Below are 23369 nucleotides of genomic sequence, written 5' to 3'. Positions count from 1 at the left end.
AAACCGATAGACGGAGACGTCAAAAGGATCAACCGCCACCGATGCTTCCCGACCTCGACTTCTATCTCGTCGCCATACCGGCGGTTCTTCTCGTTGGCCTCAGCAAGGGCGGCATGGGCGAGGCCCTTTCGCTGATGGGCGTGCCGATCCTGTCCATGGCCGTCTCACCGGTTCAGGCGGCAGCGCTGCTTTTGCCGATCCTGATTGCGATGGATCTCGTCTCGCTCTGGATGTGGCGCAAGCATGGCGATCGCAAGACCCTGATCATGCTCTTGCCCGGCGCCATCGCCGGCATTCTCATCGGTTGGGCGACATCGGCCTATGTCTCGCGCGACTATCTGCGGCTGATCATCGGCCTTATCACCGTGCTGTTCGTGCTGCGCTATGTCTACAATGTCTGGCGCATGCGCAATGGAATTACAATCAAGCCCAAGCAGCAACGGGCCGGGCCGGCGACGCTCTGGGGCTCGTTCGCCGGCTATGGCAGCTTCGTCGCCCATGCCGGCGGTCCGCCCTTCCAGATCTACGCGCTGCCGCTGCAGCTCGATCCGCGCGAATATACCGGCACGATCGTGCGCTTCTTCGCCATCCTCAATGCCGTCAAGCTGATCCCCTATTTTGCACTGGGCCAGCTCGACATGAGCAATCTGAAAATCTCCGCGACGTTGTTTCCGCTGGCGATCGTCGCCACCGTCTGCGGCGCCTTCATCGTTCGCCGGATGAAGCCGCAGATCTTCTATCCGTTCATGTATAGCATGGCCTTCATTGCCGGGCTCAAGCTCTTGTGGGATGGCCTCAACAGCCTGCTGGCCGGGGCCTGAGCATATCAAAGCAAACCATCATATTGCATAGCAAAATGAGGATGCCGCAATGCACAATTTTCTTGCCGCCCCACCAGAATTCGCTTAACGTCGGCTCATGACCATTGCGGACCCTTTCGATGCTATCGCGGATCCCAACCGGCGTTACCTGCTGGAGGAATTGCGGCGTGCGCCGAAAACGGTCAACGAACTGGCCGTGGGATTGCCGATCAGCCGCCCTGCGGTATCGCAGCACCTGAAGGCTCTCCTGGACTGCAATCTGGTTTCGGTCGAAGCCAACGGCACCCGGCGAATTTACGCGATCAACCGCCCCGGCTTCGACAGGCTCAACCTTTGGTTGGATCAGTTCTGGGCGTGATGCTCCTGTGGAAGCGTAACCGCCGCCTGACACAAAACGACCGGGCATCAAACCCGGTCGAGCGATCCGTATCTTCCGTTGAGGGGATTGGTTGTGAACCTTGTCGCGTCGTCTCCTTGGAGAGAACACCTCCCGTTGTTACTGGGAATTACCGTTCATAATCAGTGAGTCGAGGAGCGAAGCCTTTCGATTTCGTCCTTGATGCGCAGCTTCCTTCGCTTGATGTCGCTGATCATTTCGTCCTCGGTGGAGGGCTGGTTCATTGCTGCATGAAGCTCCTGCTCCAATGCGCCATGTTTTTTCTCAAGCGTTGCAAGATGAGCCTCAATGGTCATTGGCAGTCCCTTCCTTTTGCTTGCATCCGGCAGGTAAATGCCGGATGTTCCATGGTTGTAACCTTACTACTGTGCCACGCCATTTTTCATTTGTCGAAGGCGAAATGATGACGACGGATAACTTCCCGTTACCGCCCAAGATGTGATAGAGCGGCGCATGAAATTCCGGTTCGAGGAGGACTTCGCAACCGGGCTGATGGGGATCGCTTTGCATGCCGGACCAGGACCAGGCCGAACTCAGATTGACCGCAGCGCGGCTGAGGCAGGAACATGAAGACTATGATGCTGCCATCAACGCCATGATCCAGACCGGCTGCGATGCGCTGAGAGTTCAGCGCATGAAGAAGAAGAAGCTGGTCATCAAGGACAAGATCACCAAGATCGAAGACCAGATCATTCCCGACATCATCGCCTGAAGCGGAACCTTAAAGACGTGCTCGACACCACGACCCCACCCGTCGCCATCATCATGGGAAGCCAGTCCGACTGGGAGACGATGAAGAACGCCGCCGATACGCTCGACGCGCTCGACATTGCCTATGAAGCCCGCATCGTCTCGGCACACCGTACGCCTGACCGGCTCGTCAGCTTCGCCAAAGGCGCGCGCGACGAAGGCTTCAAGGTCATCATCGCCGGCGCCGGCGGCGCCGCCCATCTTCCGGGCATGTGCGCATCGATGACGCCGCTGCCGGTCTTCGGCGTGCCCGTGCAGTCGAAAGCGCTCTCCGGCCAGGACAGCCTTCTCTCGATCGTGCAGATGCCGGCCGGCATCCCTGTCGGAACGCTGGCGATCGGCCGTGCTGGCGCCGTCAACGCCGCACTGCTGGCCGCAGCCGTGCTGGCGCTCAGCGACAACGACCTGGCCGACCGTCTCGACGACTGGCGCGAGCAGCAGACCGTTGCCGTCGCGGAATATCCGGTAGACGACGCATGACCACCATCGGCATCATTGGCGGCGGCCAGCTCGGCCGCATGCTGGCCATGTCTGCTGCACGGCTGAACTTTCGCACCATCATCCTCGAGCCGCAGCCCGACTGTCCGGCAGCGCAGGTGGCAAACAAGCAGATCGTCGCCGCCTATGACGATGACGAAGCGCTCGATGCCCTGGCGGCCGCCTGCGACATCATCACCTACGAATTCGAAAACGTGCCGGTCGCGGCTGCCGCGAGACTTGCGCGCGCCCGGCCGGTGTTTCCGCCGCCGAAGGCACTGGAAGCCGCCCAGGATCGTCTGGTGGAAAAGCGCTTCCTCAACGACAGCGGCATCGTCACCGCCCGGTTTCACGCCGTCGACAGCCAGGCCGATCTCGAAGCCGCACTTGCCGACTTTGGCGGTTCCGGCGTCCTGAAGACCTGCCGCCTCGGCTACGACGGCAAGGGTCAGCGCGTGTTCCGCTCAGAACAGGACAGCCCGCAGGGCGCTTTCGCAGCACTCGGCTCCGTGCCCTTGATCCTCGAGAGTTTCGTGCCGTTCGAACGGGAAATCTCCATCATCGCTGCCCGCTCGGTCGATGGCGCGGTCGCCTGTTACGATCCGGCAGAAAACGTTCATCGCAACGGCATTCTTCACACCTCAACCGTGCCCGCCGCCATCAGCGCCGCGACCGCGGAAGCGGCGCGCGCTGCGGCCAAGGCGGTCCTCGATGCGCTCGGTTACGTCGGTGTCATCGGCGTTGAGTTCTTCGTGCTTGCCGACGGCAGCCTCGTCGCCAATGAAATGGCGCCGCGCGTGCACAATTCCGGCCATTGGACGGAAGCGGCCTGCATCGTCTCGCAATTCGAGCAGCACATTCGAGCCGTCGCGGGCCTGCCTCTCGGCAATCCTGTCCGCCACTCCGACTGCGTGATGCAGAACCTGATCGGCGACGACATCGACGACGTGCCGGCCTGGCTTGCCAAGGACAACGTCTTCGTCCATCTCTACGGCAAGACAGAAGCGCGGCCGGGCCGCAAGATGGGTCACATCACCCGCCTGACGTGAGCCTCAAAGCCACAGAAATGCGGGGCAAGGCGCCGAAATCCGGCCTCTTGCGGTTGACACAACTGGGGTGACACGGTATTTGCCATCCCACCTTACGGAGCGCGCTGCATGGCGCGCTTTTGATTGTTAGAAATACCGGGCGAATTTTGTTTCCCCGAAACCTGCGGATCAGGAAAATGAAGATCAAGAATTCGCTCAAGTCGCTGAAGACCCGCCACCGCGAAAACCGTCTGGTTCGTCGCAAGGGCCGTATGTATATCATCAATAAGCAGAACCCGCGCTTCAAGGCACGTCAGGGCTGAGGCCCAGACTGGTTTCTGTTGGCACTTCGCTTCGGCGATGTCCCAGAATTGATTTTGAAACTATTCCGTGGCGAGCTAACATGCTCGCCATGCGAGTTTTTGTACCCTTGATTCTGGCGTGTACCGCCCTCCTCTCCGCCTCAGTTGGAGTCGGCACCCTGGCTTTCGCCGCAGAGACGGCGCCGGAAACCGAGGCCGCCAGCCTCACCACTCCCAAGCAACGCGTGGACGCCCTGTTCTCCGACCTCAAGAAGGAACGAGACGCCGACAAGGCGCGCGAGCTCGCCAACCAGATCCGCATGGAATGGCAGGATTCCGGCAGCGCCACGGTCAACCTGCTGATGCAATGGGCCGACAAGGCGATCGCCGACAACAAGCAGCCGGCAGCGCTCGATATTCTCGATCAGGTCATTACGCTGGCCCCCAGCTACGTCGAAGGCTGGAACCGCCGGGCCACGCTTCATTACATGATGGGCAACTATCGCAAGTCGATGTCCGATATCAATCACGTCCTGTCGCTGGAGCCACGCCACTTCGGCGCGCTCACCGGCATGGCCGAAATCCTCGGCTCGGCCGGCAAGGACGAGCTGGCGCTGAGGGCGTGGGAGCAGCTCCTGGCGATCTATCCCGCCGACCGAAAGGCGCAGGAGCAATTGGGTGAGCTGACCGAAAAGCTAGCGGGCAGCAAGACGTAAGCCCGCCGGATGTCCTCCGTCGGAGCAGCGATACACCGCTGCCCTTCGCAATGGGCATGCGGACAAAAGCGCCTGTTCCTGTCGCGTGACCCGAAGGCGAAAGGCTTCGAGGCATCATGAGTGAGCGGTACGCCGCGCCTGTCTCCTGACGGCCCTGAACTCAGCCCGTTCTTCTTTTGCACCAACACCGGCTGGCAAAGCTAAGCCTGGGTCACGGCGACATCGTCATCGACATCGCAGCCGATCAATTCGCCGCACCTCCCGTATTGACCACCGATCGGTAGGATCGTCGGTACAGCAAAGGCGCCGCTGATACGGCGTTGCCGGAATTATTCTCGCCCGTCAGCGTGCCGCCGACGAAATCTGGCCACGATGGCTGTGCATGAGCCGAGTGGCATCGCCATCCGTCCCCTGAAGGTTTGACCCCGCCGAACGAGAGGATCCACCGAGACAATGGTTCTAGCCGCCCTGTTCATCGTTGCCCTCACGCTTGTCGGTATTGCCTACAGCCTGCGCAGCGCGCAGTCCATCAGCGCGCGCTTCCCGAACTCGGGCGAGCTGATCAACGTCGGCGGCTTCCGCATGAACAGCGTCCATCGGCCGGCGACGGCAACAGCCGACTTGCTGCCGCTCGTCTTCATCCACGGTGCCAGCGGTAATCTGCTCGATCAGATGCATGCCTTTGCTCCCGCCTTCGAGGGCCGCGCGGAAATGCTGTTCGTCGATCGGCCTGGCCACGGTTACTCCGAACGCGGCGGAAGGGCTAATGACCGCCCCGACGGCCAGGCGGACGCGATCGCAAAGCTGATGGAAAGAAGAGGCATGGCCCGGGCGATCATCGTCGGCCACTCCTTCGGCGGCGCAATTGCCGCAAGTTTCGCCCTTCACCATCCGGAAAAGACGGCTGGCCTCGTCTTGCTGGCGCCGGCGACCCATCCCTGGCCTGGTGGCGTCGACTGGTACTATCGGCTGACGGCCCTGCCCTATGTCGGCTGGCTGTTCGCGCACACACTCGCCGCGCCGATCGGCCTAAGAAGGATCGACAGCGGCACGCGTTCCGTCTTTTATCCCAATCCCCGGCCCGCCGACTACATCGACAAGACGGCGCCCCAGCTCGTGCTGCGGCCGCTGGCCTTTCGCAACAACGCTGTCGATGTTGCCAACCTTCATGCCTATGTCAGCGAGATCGCACCACGGTATCAGGAGATAGCCGCACCGACGATCATCGTCAGCGGCGACAGTGACGATATCGTTCTCGCCGACATCCATTCGCGCGGCCTGGCGCGCGACATTGTCGGATCGGAACTGCTGTGGATCGGCAATCTCGGCCACAAGCCCGACTACGTCGTCACCGACGTCGTCGTTGCCGCCGTGGAAAAACTCTCCGGAAGATCGATCGACCTCGACAAAATAACAAGGCGGGCCGAAGCCCGCCTTATCATGCAACCCAAGGAGGAGAGCGGCCGTTAGATGCCGCTCATGCCGTCCGAGCCGATATAGGCAATGCGCAGCATGTTGGTGGCGCCGGGCGTGCCGAGCGGCACGCCGGCCGAGATGATGACGCGTTCGCCGGGCTTGCCGAAACCCTCGTGAGCCACGATGCGGCAGGCGCGGTTGACCATGTCGTCCAGATCGGTCGCATCCTCGGTGACGACGCAATGCAGGCCCCAGACGACCGAAAGACGGCGGGCGGTCTGCACGATCGGCGAGAGCGCGATGATCGGCACCTGCGGGCGCTCGCGCGCGGCGCGAAGGCCCGTCGTGCCGGACGAGGTGTAGCAGACGATCGCCGACAGCCGGAGCGTCTCGGCGATCTGGTGGGCCGCCAGCGAAATCGCGTCGGCACCAGTTGCCTCAGGGGGCGTGCGCTGCGCGTAGATGATGCTGGAATAGTGCGGGTCGCGCTCGACGTTGCTGGCGATCGAGGCCATGGTCGAGACAGCTTCCACCGGATATTCGCCAGAGGCGGACTCTGCCGACAGCATGATGGCGTCTGCGCCTTCGAAAACAGCGGTCGCAACGTCGGAGACTTCAGCGCGCGTCGGAACCGGCGCAGAGATCATCGATTCCAGCATCTGCGTGGCGACGACCACCGGCTTGCCGGCGCGGCGACATGCGCGCGTCAGCTGCTTCTGCAGACCGGGCACGGATTCGAGCGGCATTTCGACGCCGAGGTCGCCGCGCGCCACCATCAGCGCGTCGGAGAGCTCGATGATTTCGTCGATGCGCTCGAGCGCCTGCGGCTTTTCGATCTTGGACATCAGGCCGACGCGGCCGCGGGCGATCTTGCGCACTTCGGCCAGGTCCTCGGGACGCTGGACGAAGGACAGCGCCACCCAGTCGAACTCGCCGGTTGCCAGCACCGCATCAAGGTCGGAGCGATCCTTGTCGGTCAGAACGCCGACGGCCAGCAGCGTGTCGGGCAGGCTGACGCCCTTGCGGTCGGAAATCTTGGTGCCGGCAACAACCGTCGTGACGATGCTCTTGCCGTCGGTCTTTTCAGCGCGCAGATGCAGCTTGCCGTCGTCGATCAGCAGGCGATGGCCCGGCTTGACCGCTTCGAGGATCTCCGGATGCGGCAGGAAAACGCGGGTGCTGTCGCCGGGCTCTTCCTTGTTGTCGAGGGTAAAGGTCTGGCCGACCTTGAGCTCGACCTTGCCTTCGGCAAACTTGCCGACCCGCAGCTTCGGGCCCTGCAGGTCGCCGAGAATGCCGATCGGGCGACCACAGCGCGCTTCGACGGCGCGGATGCGCTGCACCAACGTGCGCATCACGTCGTGGCTTGCATGGCTCATGTTGATGCGGAACAGATCAGCCCCTGCCTCGTGCAGCTTCTGGATCATCTGCTCGTCGGAAGACGCCGGTCCGAGCGTGGCGAGGATTTTGACTTTTCTGTTCCGCTTCATCAATTCTGGCTTTCCTGCGTGCCGGGCGTATCGGAGAGCTGAACCATCCAGCTCCCTTGCCGCCCCGTGTCGTATTCCTTGAATCCCATCCGCTGGAAGCCGCGGGCAAAGCAGTCCTGCACGCCCGAGATCTTGAATTCGTTTTCAGCGACGCACATGTTGACGTCGCCGGTCCAGCGACCACCACGGGCCGCGTCTTCCGCGTAGAGATAATAGTATCGCGATTGAAGTTCGCCCTCGATCAGGGTCGCACAGGTGGTCGCAGGAACCTGCCACCACCCCTCGGTCACCCAGCCTTCCTTGGCGCGGTAACCGATCGCCACGCCAACAAGATTTTGCGTGCCATTGCAGACGCGAAAATCGGCGCGGGCCTCGCCGGCAAATAGGAATGAGCCTGAAATCGCCAGGGAAAACAGGAGCATCGCCCCCAATGTCGACAGCCCCGACTTCGCTTTGGAAAATGGATATCTGGACACGGTTTCCAATGGAACTCCGTTTTGATTTGCGTGGCCTTTCTTGCGACGACCAGCCCGGAAAGTCAACGTAACTCTAATCGATTACATCGGGCTAATTGGGTGTCGATTGCGCAAAACAGTTGCGTTTTTCTTGTGAATGTCGCCGACGCATGCAATCAAAAAGCACAACCCCCGAAAGCAGACTGGAACGGCATGCAGTCCTATTCGCCCTATGAGATTATCGAAGCCAAGCCCACAACCGGCCTCGTGCTTCTCGCCGATCACGCCATGAACCGCCTGCCGGAAGAATATGGCAGCCTCGGCCTGCCGGAAGCGGCATTTCAGCGACATATCGCCTACGATATCGGCGTCGAGCACCTGGTCCGCCGGCTTTCGGCCATGCTTGACGCTCCGGCGGTTCTCGGGTGTTTTTCGCGGCTTCTGATCGACCCCAATCGCGGCGAAGACGACCCGACGCTGATCATGAAGATTTCCGACGGCGCGATCGTGCCGGGAAACCATCCGATGACCGACGAGGAATGGAACAGCCGGCTCAATCGTTTTCATCGCCCCTATCATCGCGCGGTGGCCGAGACGCTGGAGCGAAGTGCGGCAGCGTCGGGTGATGCGCCGCTGGTCATTTCCATCCATTCCTTCACGCCCGCCTGGAAAGGCGTTGCCCGCCCCTGGCATGCCGCCGTGCTCTGGGACAACGACCCGCGTGCCGTGCGACCGCTGATCGAGAAGCTCGAGGCGCCGGGTGACATCGTCGTCGGCAACAACGAACCCTATGACGGCGCGCTGCGCGGGGATACGATGTTCCGCCACTGCATGGCGCCGGGCATTCCCCACGCGCTGATCGAGGTCCGGCAGGACCTGATCTCCGACGAGGCCGGCATTGCCGCATGGGCCGATCGGCTTGCTCCTGTTCTTGCCGACCTCAACGCCCGCCCGGACCTGCATCGCTACGAGCGGCACCCGTCACGCACCGGCGCCTACGATACCTAAGACGAGGAAAGATTGGATCATGACCGAGCTCACCCCTAACCAGCAGACCGCCTTCGAGGCCGCCGCCTTCCGGCGGCTCGTTGCCCACCTGCGCGAACGCAGCGACGTGCAGAATATCGACCTGATGAACCTGGCCGGGTTCTGCCGCAACTGTCTGTCCAATTGGTATCGGGACGCGGCCAACGAGGCAGGCTTCGCACTCGACAAGGAGCAATCCCGCGAAATCGTCTACGGCATGCCCTATGAGGAGTGGCGGGCGCTGAACCAAAGGGAAGCATCGAGCGAACAGAAAGCCGCCTTCGAAGCCAGCCGCCCCAAGGAATAAAGCCCAGCGGCGGGCGGTCGCCACGGAAATGCCGGCGTTGTTGCGCAATGGCCCTTGACCTTGGCCGCCGTTCGCGGCACGTCACGGCACCCAAGAATTTCATTCCCCGCAAAAGGAGAAGACCATGTCAGATGCACACGGCGTCGCACGCGACCAGCTCCGCGCTTTCATCGAACGGATTGAGCGCCTGGAAGAAGAAAAGAAGACCATCGCCGACGACATCAAGGACGTCTACGGCGAAGCCAAGTCCACCGGCTTCGATGCCAAGATCTTGCGCAAGGTCATCTCCATCCGCAAGCAGGACGCCGACGAGCGCATGGAGCAGGAAGCGATCCTCGACACCTACCTGCAGGCGCTCGGCATGATCCCGGCCGCTGCCGAAGAAGAATAATTTCTTCTGCAATCTTCAACAAAAAACCCGCCGGTTCTCGCCGGCGGGTTTTTTGTTGGGTCTCGGTTGCGTGAAGCTCAGTTGGTGCTGAACTTCTTCACTTCCATGAAGTTGACGGCGTTGCCGCTGAAGCGAGCCGTATCGACCGTTGTTCCGGCTGTGCTGTTGAAACCAGCTGCATAAACTGTCGTCGGGGCGGTCCGCAGCGTCTTTGAGACGAAGCGCGGTGCCTTCACGGGCTTGGAAAGCGTGGCGACACGGCCGGCCGAAAGCGCCCATTCGGAGATGATCTTCTTCGTCAGCTTCGGCTCGGTGCGAACCGACGAACGGGTCGCAGCCTCAGCATCGTGCTTCTTCGGACGGCCACTCTTTATCGGGGCTTCCGCCTGGGTATCGAAGGCGCCGTCAAAGGCATTGGCACGACCATTCGTCGAGGCCTGCGGCGCATAGGCAGCCATTTCCACCGGCTGCCGCACCGGCTCGCGCTCGGCCGGTGTCGGGGCTGCAAGTGCGACACGTGTCGATGCCTGGGCCGCGGTATCACGCGGCGGCTCGGCAGAGGCCAGAACCGGACGCTCTGCAAAGGCAGGGACCGCAACCTTGGCGTCCGCGACAGCGGCAAGGGCCGCATCGCCAGCCGGGCGCATGGCCGGCACAGGCACGAAGCCGAGCGCCTGCATGTCGGTTGCCAGCGGATCGACCGAGGCGACAAGCGTTTCGCCGGCAGCAGCGTTCACACCACCACGATCGAGCATCTGCGGAACCGGCACCTTGACCGAAGCCAGGTCGGCAAATTCGCTCGGCATTTCAGGCGTCTGCGGCAGGGCAGCAGCCAGCGCGTCCTGCGCGGCGTTCTTCTGCGGCGCCACCAGTGCCACCGCTACGCCACCATCCGAAGGATCCTTGAAGGCCGGACGAACGGCTGGAACCGGCGCATTGATGTTCTGATCGGCAGCAACCGTCGGCTGCTGCTCGGCGGCAACGGAACCGGCGACGCCAGGCAGCGCTTCCTGAGCGGCGGGGGCCGAAGCCGTCTGCACCTTGGCCGGCGCTTCACCGCCTTCGTCGTCGGAGCCCGGACCGGCTGCGATTGCCGTGGGTTCTTCATCCTCGTCGCCGCCACCGCCAAAGAGCATGGCAAACAGGTTGCCGCGGCGCTTGCCGCTCTCGGCATCGCCCGCCTTGGCGCCGCCACCGGCAACTTCGATCGCCGAAGCGCCGACACGACGCTTGTAGTCGGCAACGGCCTGGTTATAGCCCGGCAGCGGTTTGCCGTCGGAAGGAACATGCATGGTCTTGCCGTCGGGGAAGAGACGGGCGAGTTCGTTGCGGGTCATGCGCGGCCAGGCGCGAACGCCGCCGACATCCATGTGCACGAACGGAGAACCCGACGTCGGATAGTAGCCAACGCCACCAACCTGGAACTTCATGCCGATTTCACGCACCGTCTTCAGCTTCACGTCGGGGATGTAAAAGTCCATCGCCTTGCCGAGCATGTGCTGGCTTTTCTTGGCAACGCCCTTGGAGCGCGAGCGCAGCATGCCGTTGGTGGCCGGCGAACGATAGGCTGACACAACGTGGATGTAATCGCGCGAGCCGCTCTTGGTATAGACTTCCCACACGAGGTCGAGCAGGCGCGGATCCATCTTTGTCGGCTCGTTGCGACGCCAGTCGCGCAGGAACCTGTTGATCTGCTGCAGGCCCTTCGGGTCGTAGCGACCGTTGCGCTTGAAGGTGATCTGCGCCTTTTCCTGCGTATGGATGAAATAGAGCTTGAGCGTGCGCGTCTGGCCGGCAGCCTCGACGGGAGGCGCCATGCCAGGGGTAACCAGCGATACCGCGAGGGCGATGGATGTCAGAACCTGCGGCACCTTACGGGTCATCGCCGAGCAGAGTCTGCTAGCTAAGGAGCCGAGAGGCTTCTTAAAACCGAACAAATTTGGCATTCAATCCCCGTCCGACGGACAACCGTGCTTCGCTGTCTCAGATGACTGTCAAATAAGGTGACAGCATGGCATATATGCCACAGTCGTCACCGCCCCTTATAATATAGTGAATACTTCACTAACAAGGTCTAAACGGCAGTGATCGAATTGCACGGCTAATGAATCGTGAATGCGTCGATTTTATGCCGCCTCGCGCAGGGGATTGTCGGGGTCGATGCCGTAATCCTTGAGTTTTCGGTAGAGCGTCGACCGGCCGATACCGAGTTTACGGGCCACCTGGCTCATCTGGCCCCGATAGAATTTCAGCGCAAAACGAATCAGTTCCTCCTCCACTTCGGCAAGCTTGCGCACGTCTCCACCCTCGTCGACGCTGGCAATTGCATTCTCCATACGGCCGTCGTGAGATGCATCGGCCTCCATCGATTTCGCCGCGCTGGCATAATCGGGGTAGACGTTTGCAGCCGGGTCGACAGCTGCAGGGCGCTCGGGCCCGGCATCGCCCCAGGAAAAGCCGGAGCGGTCGGAAACGACGTAGCCGGGGATCTGCGTCGCGATCTGCGGGAAGTCCTTGACGGTCAGCTCGCCGCCTTCGGCCAGAACGACCGCGCGGAAGATTGCGTTCTCCAGCTGGCGGATATTGCCCGGCCAATCATAGGCGGTGAGCAGTGCCATCGCACCGCTCGAAACGGTGAGCGGCGTGCTGAGCCTCTGCTCGGATGCGAACCGGTCGACGAACGAGCGCACAAGAACCGGAATGTCCTCCTTGCGCCGGCGCAACGCCGGAATGGTGATCGGAAAGACGTTGAGACGATAATAGAGATCCTCGCGAAACCGGCCCTCGCGCACCTCGTTGATGAGGTCCTTGTTGGTCGCCGAGATCAGCCGCACGTTGACCCGATGCGGATGGCGCGCGCCGATCGTCTCGATTTCGCCCTGCTGCACCGCACGCAACAGCTTCACCTGCACTTCGAGCGGCAGGTCGCCGATCTCGTCGAGGAACAGCGTGCCGCCATCGGCATCGACGAATTTGCCGCTGTGCTTTTCGGAGGCACCGGTAAAGGCGCCCTTCTCGTGGCCGAAGAGAATGCTCTCGACCAGATTGTGTGGGATGGCGCCGCAGTTGACGGTGATGAACGGCTTGCCCGAGCGGTCACTGGCTGCCTGGATCGCCCGCGCCACCATTTCCTTGCCGACGCCGGATTCGCCTTCGAGCACGATCGGAATGTTGGATTGCGCAGCCCGTCGGGCAAGATCGATCACCCGGATCATCGCTGGGCTCGCCGACACGACGTCATCGAAGCCGACAGCGCCGCCGCGCGGGCGGCGCGAGGTTTTGACCTTGCCGTCGCGGCTCGCCATCTTCAATGCATTGCCGAGCGCCACAGACAGCCGCTCGGGCGAAACCGGCTTGACCAGGAAGTCGAAGGCACCGGCCTGCATCGCATGGACGACGGTTTCGATGCCGCCCTGCCCGGTCTGCACGATCACGGGCGTATCGACGCCCCGTTCCGCCAGCGCATCGAGAAAGCCGTGGCCGTTCATTTCGGGCATCAGCAAGTCGAGAAGGATGACGTTGATGATGCCGCCCTTGCGCTCCAGCAGCTCCAGGCCGCTGCGGCCATTGTCGGCGAGATGCGCGACATGACCGAGACGCTCGATCATGTTCGTCAGCAACCGGCGCTGCACCGGATCGTCATCGATGACAAGAATGTGTGATGTCACGGAAGCCTCCTGCTTTGGACACGCGGTACTTTTGGCCAACGTCATGTGCCAAATCACGTCAGGCATCTGTGCCATAAAGGGCTGAACATCATCTTTTGAGAAATGCTTGCATTTTATCCATTGCCGGCGATAGCAATGGGACCCGTATCGCTTGCCTCTTCCTGCCACGAACGAGAGAAATCCGACGATGACCTTCCGCACCTTCGCCCTCGAGAAAACCGTCGTGCATGCCGCCGCCGGCCCTGCCCAGGGCGCTGCGGCCGGGCTCGGCGATCTGCCCTCCTGGCGGCTGGAGGATCTCTATCCGTCCGCAACCTCGGACGCCTTCCGCTCGGACATGAAAAAGGCCGAAGCGGATTCCATCGCGTTCGAGGCCAAGTGGAAAGGCAAGCTCGCTGCCGCCGCGGAGAAGGCAGGCAACGACGGCATCGGCGCCGCCGTCAAGGAATTCGAGGCACTGGAAGACATTATGGGACGCATCGCGTCCTTTGCCGGCCTCACCTATTTCTCCGACACCTCCAAGCCGGAAAACGGCAAGCTCTATGGCGACGTGCAGTCGAAGCTGACCGACATGTCGGCGCATCTCCTGTTCTTCTCGCTGGAACTCAACCGCATCGACGATGCCGTGATCGACGCAGCACTTACCAACGACAGCCTGGCTGCGCACTACAAGCCCTGGCTTCTCGACCTGCGCAAGGACAAGCCCTACCAGCTCGACGACAAGCTCGAGCAGCTTTTCCTCGAGAAGTCGATGACCGGACCGGCCGCCTTCAATCGCCTGTTCGACGAGACCATGGCGTCTCTGACCTTCACCATCGACGGCGAGACGATGCCGCTCGAAGTGGCGTTGAACCTGCTGCAGGATCCGTCGACCGAAGTGCGCAAGAAGGCTGCGATGGCGCTTGCCGAAACCTTCAGGGCCAACATCCGCACCTTCACGCTGATCACCAACACGCTCGCCAAGGACAAGGAAATCTCGGATCGCTGGCGCGGCTTCGAAGATATCGCCGACAGCCGGCATCTGGCCAATCGGGTCGAACGCGAGGTCGTCGATGCGCTCGCAGAAGCGGTGAAGACAGCCTATCCGCGCCTTTCGCATCGCTACTACGCCATGAAGGCCAAGTGGCTCGGCATGGAACAGATGGATTTCTGGGACCGCAACGCACCGCTGCCGGAAACGCCGAACGCGCTGATCTCCTGGAACGAGGCAAAGGACACGGTGCTTTCTGCCTATCACGCCTTCGATCCCGAAATGGCCGCGATCGCCCGCCGCTTCTTCGACGACAGCTGGATCGATGCGCCGGTTCGCCCCGGCAAGGCGCCCGGCGCCTTCGCCCACCCGACCGTTCCGTCGGCGCACCCCTACGTGCTCGTCAACTACATGGGCAAGCCGCGCGACGTGATGACGCTCGCCCACGAGCTTGGCCACGGCGTGCACCAGGTGCTCGCCGGCGAACAGGGCGCATTGATGGCTTCGACGCCCCTGACCCTTGCCGAGACCGCGTCAGTCTTTGGCGAAATGCTGACCTTCCGCGCGCTTCTCGACCAGACCAAGGACAAGCGCGAGCGCAAGGCCATGCTCGCCCAGAAGGTCGAGGACATGATCAATACGGTCGTGCGCCAGATCGCCTTCTACGAATTCGAGCGCAAGCTGCATACGGCGCGAAAGGAAGGCGAACTGACCGCCGAGGATATCGGCAATCTGTGGATTTCGGTGCAGGCGGAAAGCCTCGGGCCGGCGATCCGGATTTCCGAGGGCTACGAGACCTATTGGGCCTATATCCCGCATTTCATCCACTCGCCCTTCTATGTTTATGCCTATGCCTTCGGCGATTGCCTGGTGAACTCGCTCTATGCCGTCTACCAGAACGCCGAAAAGGGCTTCCAGGCGAAGTACTTCGAGCTTCTGAAGGCCGGCGGCACCAAGCACCATTCGGAGTTGCTGGCTCCCTTTGGCCTCGACGCCACCGATCCGTCGTTCTGGGCACAGGGTCTGTCGATGATCGAAGGGCTGATCGACGAACTCGAGGCGCTTGATAAGGCGTGATCCGCGGCGAACCCGTGGTCGACCACTGAATAGGCTGTCAGCAAAGCGGCATCGATGAACGAAAATGCACCCTATGTGCTTTTCCGGGACGACAGTGAAAACCGGACCACGGTTTTCACTGATCCGGAGCGCATCGTCACGGCGCGAACCAAGGCCGAATTCCACCGTGGCCTTGCCGAGCTCGAACGTGCCCACGCGGCCGGCAAATGGATTGCCGGCTTCATGGCCTACGAGGCCGGCCATCTGTTCGAGGAGAAGCTCACCCCCTTTGCCGAGGAGGGTCGCGAAACGCCGTTGATGTCCTTCGGCATCTTCGACGCACCGAGCGACGACCATCCGCTCGCCGAACCGCAACGCCGGATCGAGAACGAGCCTTTTCTTGCCGAACCGCGTGCCGCCTGGGATTTTCCCACCTATCGCGAGCGGTTCGGGCGCCTGCATCAGCACCTGCGCCAGGGCGATTGTTATCAGGCGAACCTGACCATGCCGATCCGCGCCCGCTGGTCCGGCGACCCGCGGGCCGCCTTCTGGTCGCTCATCGAGCGTCAGCCGGTCAAGTACGGAGCCCTCGTGGCGCTGGATGGCCCGATCCTCGTCTCGCGCTCACCCGAGCTTTTCTTCCGCGTTGATGCTGAGCGATGGATCGAAACGCATCCGATGAAGGGCACGGCGAAACGTGGTGCTTCGGCAGAGGAAGATGCCGAAATCATCGCCGCGATGCGCGCGGACGAGAAGACGCAGGCCGAGAACCGCATGATCGTCGACCTCCTGCGCAATGACATCTCGCGCATCACCGAGGTCGGAACGCTCGACGTGCCGAAACTCTTCGACATCGAGACCTATCCGACCGTTCATCAGATGGTCAGCCATGTCCGGGCGAAACTGCGACCTGATGTCGGCATCACCGATATCTTCACGGCGCTCTTTCCCTGCGGCTCGATCACCGGCGCGCCGAAGATGCGGGCAATGGAAATCCTGCACGATCTCGAAGACGGCCCGCGTGATGCCTATTGCGGTGCGATCGGTTTCATCGCGCCGAACGGCGTCATGCGCTTCAGCGTCGCGATCCGCACCATCTCGCTGTTTGCCGACGGCGAGGCCGTGTTCAATGTCGGCGGCGGCATCGTCTTTGATTCCAGCGCCCAGTCCGAATATGACGAATGCCTGCTCAAGGCGCGCTTCGCCATCGGCGATGCCGAGATCGCCCGATGACGGAGTTCTCGCTGATCGAGACGTTGCGCTACGAGCCCGATGACGGCTTCGTCCGGTTGAGATTGCATCTCGCCCGCCTGAAGCGGTCGGCACGCAGACTGGGTTTTTCCGGCCACGACCGGACGCAGGCAGAGCTGCAGAAGGCCGTCGAGGGCGCGACTGTTCCCCTGCGCATAAGGTTGACGCTCGACCGGCATGGCGCAATCGCCGTGACCACGGCAGCTTTCACGCCTCTTGCTGCAGACACAGTCTGGCGCGTGCGTCTTGCTGAGACGCGGCTCTCGTCCGAAGACAAGCTCCTGCGGGTCAAGACCACGCGGCGTGGCGTCTATGAGGCGGCGCGCGGCGAGTATCCGGTATCGGAGGTCGACGAAGTTCTCCTTCTCAACGAGAAGGGCGAGGTGTGCGAGGGGACGATCACCTCGATCTTCCTCGACGACGGCAGCGGCACGCTGAAAACGCCGCCGATCGCCTGCGGGCTCCTGGCCGGCGTGCTCAGGACCGAACTCATCTGCCAGCGGCAGGCGCGCGTCGCCCGCCTGTCACCAGACGATCTGGCACGCGGCCAACTCTATGTCGGCAATTCGCTACGGGGCCTGATCCGGGCGAAGCTCGGGGTCTGAGCCCGGCAGGGTATAGCGCTTCACCCGGTCGCGCCCGTCGCGCTTGGCGAGGTAAAGCGCCTCGTCGGCGCGCGCATAGATATCCTTGACGCCGTCGCCTTCCCGGTACTCGGCCAACCCCACCGAACAGGTGTAGTAGAACTCCGGAATGCTCGCGAGCGGCCTGGCGCTGCGCACCTTGTCGAGCAGGCGGTCGAGGATCATGTTGCCTTCGCTGATCGTGGTGTCGGGCAGGATCAGCATGAACTCTTCGCCGCCGATGCGGCCGAAGCAATCGGAGCGGCGCACGAATTCCTGCATCTGGCGGGCAAAATCGAGCAGCACCTCGTCACCCTGATGGTGGCCGTAGCGGTCGTTGATCGCCTTGAAATAGTCGATGTCGATGATGGCGACGCAGCCCCACATATGCGGGTTCTGGGCGCAATTGGCGATGAACTCGCCGAGCCGCCCCATGGTGTGGCGCCGGTTGGGAACATTGGTCAGTTCGTCGACCTGCGAGGCCCTGAGCGCGAAATCGCGGTCCTGGCGCAAGGCACGCTCCTCAACGCGGACGGTCGTGATGTCGACGGCAACGCACAGCATGTGTCCCTTGGCATCGACGGTTTCCGTCATCCACAGCCAGCGGCCGTCATGCAGGTCGGTCTCCATCGCCCGAAACGGAACCTTGCCGCGCCGATGCATTGTCGATGCTATCCAGCCTTCGATGTCGTTGGTCGAAAGAACCGTGCCGCGACTGGCCGCGTGGTTGCGCCGCATGATGTCGGCCCAGGTCGGCGTCTCCTCCGCGTCGACGAAAAAGGCGGCGCGAAAAGCCTCGTTGGCAAATTGCAGCCTGTCGTGCTGATCGTAGAGAGCCATCAGCACGGGCGTTTGGGCCTGCAGGCCCATGAGAGTCTTGATGTGGTCGCCGGTCACGTTCAGTCTGCAACGCCTCCAGGTCGGGCAAGGAAACAACAATCATGGCGCGTAGCGGATGATTGTATGAAAGCTATAGCACGAAGTGCTTGTGACAAGCTTCGGCCCATGCGAAACGAAAGGGAATATGGTTAAATCGCGAGAATGATCCGGTCATCGCGCATGAAGCACACGCCCTACGACGGTTCCTCCAAGCCCTTTACCATCGGCCTCACCCAACTTGATCCCGATCGCTGGATCGAGCCGGACGACCAGCTACAGCACTATCTCGACCAGAAAGCCCAGTTGCTCGCGCAGTCGCGCGATACCGTTTTCGTTGCCGAAAACGGGACGCAGGAAGCGCAGGAGGAGTTGCTGCAAACCCTTTCCGACTATCTGCCGCCGCGATATCCCGGCCTCTACCGTCAAAATGGCGATGCCATGATGGTCGGCGGGCGACGGGTGGCGCTGTCGGGCGACGACCCGCTTGTGATTGCGGGCTCGCTCATTCAGGACGATCTGGCGATCATGCAGCGCGGCGATCGCGGCTGGCGCCTGGGCGCTGCCTATATCGCTTTCCCCTCATCCTGGTCGCTCGCGGAAAAGTTCGGGCGCACGATGGATGAGATCCACGCCCCGGTTCCCGGTTTCGAGCACGGCACGCGCAATGCCGAACTCATTGCCCGTATGTTCGACAACCTGCCGCCCGGCCGTTTCGTCGAGCGCTTCAACTGGGCTGTCAATGTCGATGGTTCCCTGCATCTGCCCAAGTCGAAATCCGAAAGCCACTCGGCAACCGCCATCGGCCTGACCGAAGAAAGCGCGTTCATCCGCATCGAGCGCCAGACGCTCAGAAAACTGCCCCAGACCGGCGCAATCGTCTTCACCATCCGCATCTATTCCGACCCTCTGGCTCTTTTGCGACAGAGGGATGATGCCGCCACGCTGGCCATTTCCTTCGTCGAACAATTGCGCGCGCTCGACCTGCCGCAGGCGGCCTACAAGGGCCTCGTCAGCAAGCGCGACGCCCTGATTTCGGCCCTACTGTCCATCGCTGGTTAAACAATATCGCAGATCAGCGTTGACCCGCCGGCCCTTTATTGTGACAGCAAACTGTGCTCTAGGGCCTATCACACGGCGCGAGCCTCATTTTCAGACACTTTCAACACCGTCTCAGGGAAAGTTTCCTCAGGAGTAAGACCAAAATGGCAGACACCACCTATCCGGTTTACGGCGAGATCACCGGCCCGATCGTCATGATCGGCTTCGGTTCGATCGGCCGCGGCACCTTGCCGTTGATCGAGCGCCACTTCAAATACGACAAGAACCGGTTGATCGTGATCGAGCCCCGTGAGGATGCTGCCGACAACGAGATCTTCGAGCGCCACGGCGTGCGCCACGTTCGCGCGCATGTGACGAAGGACAACTACAAGGAGCTGCTGAAGCCGCTTCTGACCGAAGGCGAAGGCCAGGGCTTCTGCGTCAACCTGTCGGTGGACACCGGTTCGGTCGACCTGATCAAGATGTGCCGCAAGCTCGACGTTCTCTACATCGACACGGTCGTCGAGCCGTGGCTCGGCTTCTACTTCGATGCCGAAATGGACAATGCCTCGCGCACCAACTACGCCCTGCGCGAAACGCTGCGCAAGGAAAAAGAAAAGAATCCGGGCGGCACCACGGCCGTTTCGACCTGCGGCGCCAACCCGGGCATGGTCTCGTGGTTCGTCAAGCAGGGCCTCTTGAACCTCGCCAACGATCTCGGCGTGAAGTTCGACGAGCCGCATCAGGATGACCGCGAAGGCTGGGCCAAGCTGATGAAGAAGGTCGGCGTCAAAGGCATTCACATCGCCGAGCGCGACACCCAGCTGACCAAGAAGCCGAAGCCGCTCAACGTCTTCTGGAACACCTGGTCGGTCGAAGGCTTCATCTCCGAAGGTCTGCAGCCGGCCGAACTCGGCTGGGGCACCCACGAGAACTGGATGCCGAAGAACGCCAAGAAGCACAAGAAGGGCTGCAAGGCCGCCATCTATCTGGAGCAGCCGGGCGCCAACACACGCGTGCGCAGCTGGTGCCCGACGCCGGGCCCGCAGTATGGCTTCCTCGTCACCCACAACGAGTCGATCTCGATCGCCGACTTCTTCACCGTGCGCGACAAGGACGGCGAAGTCACCTACCGCCCGACCTGCCACTATGCCTACCACCCGGCCAACGATGCCGTGCTGTCGCTGCACGAAATGTTCGGCAATGGCGGCAATGCGCAGCCGGTCCATCACGTTCTCGACGAGAAGGAACTCGTTGAAGGCGTCGACGAACTGGGCGTGCTGCTCTACGGCCACGACAAGAATGCCTACTGGTTCGGCTCGCGCCTGTCTCTGGAAGAGACCCGCCGCATCGCCCCCTACCAGAACGCCACCGGTCTGCAGGTCACCTCTGCGGTTCTGGCCGGCATGGTCTGGGCGATCGAGAACCCGAAGGCCGGTATCGTCGAAGCCGACGAGGTGGACTACAAGCGCTGCCTCGAAGTGCAGCTGCCCTATCTCGGCCCGGTCGAAGGCCACTACACCGACTGGACCCCGCTCGACGGTCGCCCGGGCCTGTTCCCGGAAGACATCGACACCAAGGATCCCTGGCAGTTCAAGAACATCCTCGTTCGCTAAACCGCTGACATTACGAAGCATACGGCCCGGGGCATTTTCGCCCCGGGCTTTTTTTGTCCATATGGGAAAAGCCCGGCACGCCGGCCCGACCGCTCTTGCTTTCAACTCTTGATCGCGGCATGGTTCGGCGAAATGAAACGACGCTCGGCACCAAGCGAGGGAAATCGCCAATGAAGCCATTCGCAATTCTGACCCTTCTCGCGACCGCCGCGGCCCTGGCATCCTGCCAGTCGTCGCCCCGGGAAGTTGGAGGGGCACCGCCCGCTCGCCAGGCATCGGGTGTCGAAGGCTCATGGACGGATCCGAATGGCATCGTGTCGACCTTTGCAGGCGGCACCTTCTCGACCCGCACGACCGACAGCAACCAGTTGCTGGCTTCCGGCAACTACGTAAAGCTCAGCCCGACGCTCGTCGAGATCAACATGACCTCGCTGGTGCGCAACACCCAATCCAAGGTCAATTGCGCGCTGGTCACCCAGAGCCAGCTCAACTGCACCACCGATGCCGGCGCCCAGTTTTCGCTGGCGCGACGCGGCTGAGACTGTCTTCGGTACACAAATCAAAGCCTCCGCAAGGGGGCTTTTTTTGTTGCTATTGTATGACTTAACCCTAGTTGCAGATCCGGCAACCGGAGGATGGCTTTAACGCTTGAACTCGCCCCGAAGTGATGAAAACATCCGCCCCGGCAAAGCCACCCCGGCTGTGGGGACCAGATCCGTAACCCGGATCCGCGATCGGCCGGAAGACAACAGGCAAAACAGGAGAACATCATGATCAGACACATGCGGACCGGCCTGATGACCGCGTCCATTTTTGCCCTCTCCTCGGGCGCAGCCTTCGCCGATTATGAACTGAACATCCTGCACATCAACGATCTCCACTCGCGCATCGAATCGATCAACAAGTTCGATTCGACCTGCTCGGCTGAGGAGGAAGGCAAGAACGAGTGCTTCGGCGGTGTTGCGCGCCTGAAGTCCCTGATCGACCAGAAGCGCCAGGACCTGTCGGGCAAGAACGTCTTGCTCCTGAACGCCGGCGACAACTTCCAGGGTTCGCTGTTCTTCACCACCTACAAGGGGCTGGCTGAAGCCGAATTCCTCAACCTGATGAAGTTCGACGCCATGACCGTCGGCAACCATGAGTTTGACGAGAGCGAGGATGGCCTTGTCGGCTTCCTCGAAAAGGTCGAATTCCCCGTCGTCACCGCCAACGTGCTGCCGAGCTACAAGTCGAAGATCGGCGACCGGATCAAGCCGTCGATCGTTCTGGAAGTGGGTGGTCAGAAGGTCGGCATCGTCGGCGCCGTGGCCAACGACACGCCTGAGCTTTCCTCACCCGGCCCGGACATCCTGATCGGCGACGACGTCGCCACCACAACCGCCGCGGTCGAGGAGTTGAAGAAACAGGGCGTCGACAAGATCATCGCGCTCACCCACGTCGGCTACCCGCGCGACCTCGCGGCGATCGCCAAAATCCCCGATGTCGACGTCGTTGTCGGCGGCCACTCGCACAGCCTGCTCTCGAACACCGACGAAAAGGCCGAAGGCCCCTACCCGACGATGGTCGACAACCCCGGCGGCTACAAGGTCCCCGTCGTCCAGGCCGCCTCCTATTCGAAGTATCTCGGCGACCTCGTCGTCACCTTCGACGACAAGGGCGTGGTGAAGGCCGCCAAGGGCGACCCAATCCTGGTCGACAGCTCGATCAAGCCGGATCAGTCGGTACTGACCCGCGTCGCCGAACTCGCCAAGCCAATCGAGGAGCTCCGCTCCAAGATCATCGGCAAGACCGAAGCGCCGATCGATGGTTCGCGTGACAATTGCCGCGCCAAGGAATGCGAAATGGGCAGCCTCGTCGCCGACGCCATGCTTGACCGCGTCAAGGGCCAGGGCGTGACGATCGCCATCACCAATGGCGGCGGCCTGCGCGCCTCGATCGATGCCGGCGACGTCTCGATGGGCGAAGCTATCACCGTGCTGCCGTTCCAGAACACGGTTGCGACGTTCCAGCTGAAGGGCGCCGACATCCAGACAGCGCTCGAGAATGGCCTGAGCAAGCTCGAAGAGGCGGGTGGCCGCTTCCCGCAGGTCGCCGGCCTGAAGTATTCCTTCGACCGCTCGAAGCCGGTCGGCAGCCGTGTCGTCTCGGTAGAGGTGAAGGACGGAGAGGCTTACGGTCCGCTCGATCCGGCCAAGACCTATTCGCTCGTCACCAACAACTACATGCGCAATGGCGGCGACGGCTACGACGTGTTCAAGACCAAGGGCGAGAATGCCTATGATTACGGTCCGGGTCTCGAAACCGTTCTGGCCGACTATCTTGCCGCTCACCAGCCGTTCAAGCCCTATACCGATGGCCGCATCACCGAGGTCGCTGCCGCCGCCGGCGCAACGACCGAGGCACCGGCAACGGAAGCCAAGCCGGCGACCGATGCAACGGCAACGCAGCCTGCAGCCGGTGCCGCCGCGACCACGCCGGCCTCCGGTCCGCAGAAGCACGTGATCGCCAAGGGCGACACGCTTTGGGATCTCGCCAAGGCGTTCTACGGCGATGGTGCCCTCTGGGCGAAGATCTCGGCTGCCAACGGCAAGCCGGCCCCGCGCCATCTGCATGTCGGCACCGAACTGGAGATTCCGGCAAAATAAGACAATTTGCCTCTGCTTCGGATGCCGGCGCGGGCTTCCCCGCGCCG

At 62.0% G+C, this 23369-nt stretch carries 23 protein-coding genes and 1 pseudogene; 18 read left to right on the top strand and 6 right to left on the bottom strand.

Annotated features, from left to right (window positions below):
- The first annotated feature begins 41 nt into the window (after positions 1-41).
- Positions 42-821 carry a sulfite exporter TauE/SafE family protein gene (locus tag AC1Q80_RS24875; protein WP_492362160.1) on the top strand — a complete coding sequence of 260 codons (780 nt, stop codon included), beginning with the start codon at positions 42-44 and terminating at the stop codon, positions 819-821.
- A gap of 97 nt (positions 822-918) precedes the next feature.
- Positions 919-1179 (top strand): ArsR/SmtB family transcription factor, encoded by a 261-nt coding sequence (locus AC1Q80_RS24870; protein WP_077500648.1) that lies wholly within the window; start codon positions 919-921, stop codon positions 1177-1179.
- 161 nt (positions 1180-1340) lie between these two features.
- Here AC1Q80_RS24870 and AC1Q80_RS24865 read toward each other — a convergent pair whose 3' ends face one another.
- Positions 1341-1514, bottom strand: a complete 174-nt coding sequence (locus AC1Q80_RS24865; RefSeq protein ID WP_065780944.1) for a YdcH family protein — start codon at positions 1512-1514, stop codon at positions 1341-1343.
- Positions 1515-1726: 212 nt separating this feature from the next.
- Between AC1Q80_RS24865 and AC1Q80_RS24860 the strand changes: the two genes are divergently transcribed.
- The 6 genes from AC1Q80_RS24860 (at position 1727) to AC1Q80_RS24835 (ending at position 5961) form a co-directional block, all read left to right on the top strand.
- On the top strand, positions 1727-1930 hold the full coding sequence (locus AC1Q80_RS24860) for a YdcH family protein (RefSeq protein ID WP_077500646.1): 204 nt from the start codon (positions 1727-1729) through the stop codon (positions 1928-1930).
- Positions 1931-1983: 53 nt separating this feature from the next.
- The gene (gene purE / locus AC1Q80_RS24855) at positions 1984-2448 is read left to right on the top strand and encodes a 5-(carboxyamino)imidazole ribonucleotide mutase (RefSeq protein ID WP_038576471.1); all 465 of its coding nucleotides are present in this window, start codon (positions 1984-1986) and stop codon (positions 2446-2448) included.
- Positions 2445-3494 (top strand): 5-(carboxyamino)imidazole ribonucleotide synthase, encoded by a 1050-nt coding sequence (locus AC1Q80_RS24850; RefSeq protein WP_492362159.1) that lies wholly within the window; start codon positions 2445-2447, stop codon positions 3492-3494. Before purE ends, AC1Q80_RS24850 begins: the two co-directional genes overlap by 4 nt.
- A 176-nt stretch (positions 3495-3670) precedes the next feature.
- On the top strand, positions 3671-3796 hold the full coding sequence (ykgO, locus tag AC1Q80_RS24845) for a type B 50S ribosomal protein L36 (protein ID WP_053249625.1): 126 nt from the start codon (positions 3671-3673) through the stop codon (positions 3794-3796).
- 80 nt (positions 3797-3876) lie between these two features.
- The gene (locus tag AC1Q80_RS24840) at positions 3877-4491 is read left to right on the top strand and encodes a tetratricopeptide repeat protein (RefSeq protein ID WP_173423629.1); all 615 of its coding nucleotides are present in this window, start codon (positions 3877-3879) and stop codon (positions 4489-4491) included.
- Between the two features lie 453 nt (positions 4492-4944).
- Positions 4945-5961 carry an alpha/beta fold hydrolase gene (locus AC1Q80_RS24835; protein WP_492362158.1) on the top strand — a complete coding sequence of 339 codons (1017 nt, stop codon included), beginning with the start codon at positions 4945-4947 and terminating at the stop codon, positions 5959-5961.
- On the opposite strand, the gene pyk is transcribed toward AC1Q80_RS24835, so the two are convergent.
- Together pyk and AC1Q80_RS24825 are read right to left on the bottom strand one after the other, a co-directional pair.
- Positions 5958-7397 carry a pyruvate kinase gene (gene pyk, locus AC1Q80_RS24830; RefSeq protein ID WP_492362157.1) on the bottom strand — a complete coding sequence of 480 codons (1440 nt, stop codon included), beginning with the start codon at positions 7395-7397 and terminating at the stop codon, positions 5958-5960. The two genes, AC1Q80_RS24835 and pyk, sit on opposite strands and share 4 nt — an antisense overlap.
- A pseudogene (locus tag AC1Q80_RS24825) lies at positions 7397-7777 on the bottom strand (DUF1036 domain-containing protein); the annotation flags it as partial. The gene pyk and the pseudogene AC1Q80_RS24825, both read right to left, overlap by 1 nt.
- A 288-nt stretch (positions 7778-8065) precedes the next feature.
- On the opposite strand from AC1Q80_RS24825, the gene AC1Q80_RS24820 reads away from it, so the two are divergent.
- The 3 genes from AC1Q80_RS24820 to AC1Q80_RS24810 all read left to right on the top strand — a co-directional run bounded on the left by AC1Q80_RS24820 (position 8066) and on the right by AC1Q80_RS24810 (position 9576).
- Positions 8066-8860, top strand: a complete 795-nt coding sequence (locus tag AC1Q80_RS24820; RefSeq protein WP_492362156.1) for an N-formylglutamate amidohydrolase — start codon at positions 8066-8068, stop codon at positions 8858-8860.
- A gap of 19 nt (positions 8861-8879) precedes the next feature.
- Entirely contained in the window at positions 8880-9185 is a 306-nt protein-coding gene (locus AC1Q80_RS24815; RefSeq protein ID WP_492362155.1) for a DUF1244 domain-containing protein, read from the top strand.
- A gap of 124 nt (positions 9186-9309) precedes the next feature.
- Positions 9310-9576: a DUF2312 domain-containing protein gene (locus tag AC1Q80_RS24810; protein WP_025424796.1), complete on the top strand. Its 267-nt coding sequence runs from the start codon at positions 9310-9312 to the stop codon at positions 9574-9576.
- A 77-nt stretch (positions 9577-9653) separates the two neighbouring features.
- On the opposite strand, the gene AC1Q80_RS24805 is transcribed toward AC1Q80_RS24810, so the two are convergent.
- Together AC1Q80_RS24805 and AC1Q80_RS24800 are read right to left on the bottom strand one after the other, a co-directional pair.
- Complete coding sequence (locus AC1Q80_RS24805) at positions 9654-11522, bottom strand: peptidoglycan L,D-endopeptidase MepK (RefSeq protein ID WP_492362154.1); 1869 nt, start codon at positions 11520-11522, stop codon at positions 9654-9656.
- Positions 11523-11702: 180 nt separating this feature from the next.
- On the bottom strand, positions 11703-13244 hold the full coding sequence (locus AC1Q80_RS24800; RefSeq protein WP_173423635.1) for a sigma-54-dependent transcriptional regulator: 1542 nt from the start codon (positions 13242-13244) through the stop codon (positions 11703-11705).
- 187 nt (positions 13245-13431) lie between these two features.
- Here AC1Q80_RS24800 and AC1Q80_RS24795 point away from each other — a divergent pair, with 187 nt between their 5' ends.
- Genes AC1Q80_RS24795 through AC1Q80_RS24785 form a run of 3 tightly spaced genes read left to right on the top strand, consistent with a single transcriptional unit; the run spans position 13432 to position 17126 of the window.
- Positions 13432-15291, top strand: a complete 1860-nt coding sequence (locus AC1Q80_RS24795) for a M3 family oligoendopeptidase (protein WP_173423636.1) — start codon at positions 13432-13434, stop codon at positions 15289-15291.
- A 54-nt stretch (positions 15292-15345) separates the two neighbouring features.
- Positions 15346-16503 (top strand): aminodeoxychorismate synthase component I, encoded by a 1158-nt coding sequence (locus AC1Q80_RS24790; protein ID WP_492362153.1) that lies wholly within the window; start codon positions 15346-15348, stop codon positions 16501-16503.
- On the top strand, positions 16500-17126 hold the full coding sequence (locus AC1Q80_RS24785; protein WP_492362152.1) for an aminotransferase class IV family protein: 627 nt from the start codon (positions 16500-16502) through the stop codon (positions 17124-17126). The genes AC1Q80_RS24790 and AC1Q80_RS24785 overlap by 4 nt, the downstream gene beginning before the upstream one ends.
- Here the strand turns inward: AC1Q80_RS24785 and AC1Q80_RS24780 are convergent.
- Positions 17091-18041, bottom strand: a complete 951-nt coding sequence (locus AC1Q80_RS24780; RefSeq protein ID WP_492362151.1) for a GGDEF domain-containing protein — start codon at positions 18039-18041, stop codon at positions 17091-17093. The two genes, AC1Q80_RS24785 and AC1Q80_RS24780, sit on opposite strands and share 36 nt — an antisense overlap.
- 162 nt (positions 18042-18203) lie before the next feature.
- Between AC1Q80_RS24780 and AC1Q80_RS24775 the strand changes: the two genes are divergently transcribed.
- From AC1Q80_RS24775 to AC1Q80_RS24760, 4 genes are all read left to right on the top strand, one after another.
- The gene (locus AC1Q80_RS24775) at positions 18204-19082 is read left to right on the top strand and encodes a heme-dependent oxidative N-demethylase family protein (protein ID WP_492362150.1); all 879 of its coding nucleotides are present in this window, start codon (positions 18204-18206) and stop codon (positions 19080-19082) included.
- Between the two features lie 143 nt (positions 19083-19225).
- Complete coding sequence (locus AC1Q80_RS24770; RefSeq protein WP_115419241.1) at positions 19226-20677, top strand: homospermidine synthase; 1452 nt, start codon at positions 19226-19228, stop codon at positions 20675-20677.
- A 170-nt stretch (positions 20678-20847) separates the two neighbouring features.
- A complete protein-coding gene (omp10, locus tag AC1Q80_RS24765; protein ID WP_173423641.1) occupies positions 20848-21216 on the top strand; it encodes an outer membrane lipoprotein Omp10 in 369 nt (122 codons plus the stop codon).
- A 231-nt stretch (positions 21217-21447) separates the two neighbouring features.
- Positions 21448-23322, top strand: a complete 1875-nt coding sequence (locus AC1Q80_RS24760; protein WP_209791592.1) for a bifunctional metallophosphatase/5'-nucleotidase — start codon at positions 21448-21450, stop codon at positions 23320-23322.
- Positions 23323-23369 lie beyond the last annotated feature (47 nt).

This window comes from Ensifer sp. GW823-FHT05D09 (assembly GCF_058795755.1).
The sequence above is the reverse complement of the archived record's forward strand: the minus strand, read 5'-3'. Positions and strand labels throughout refer to the sequence as shown.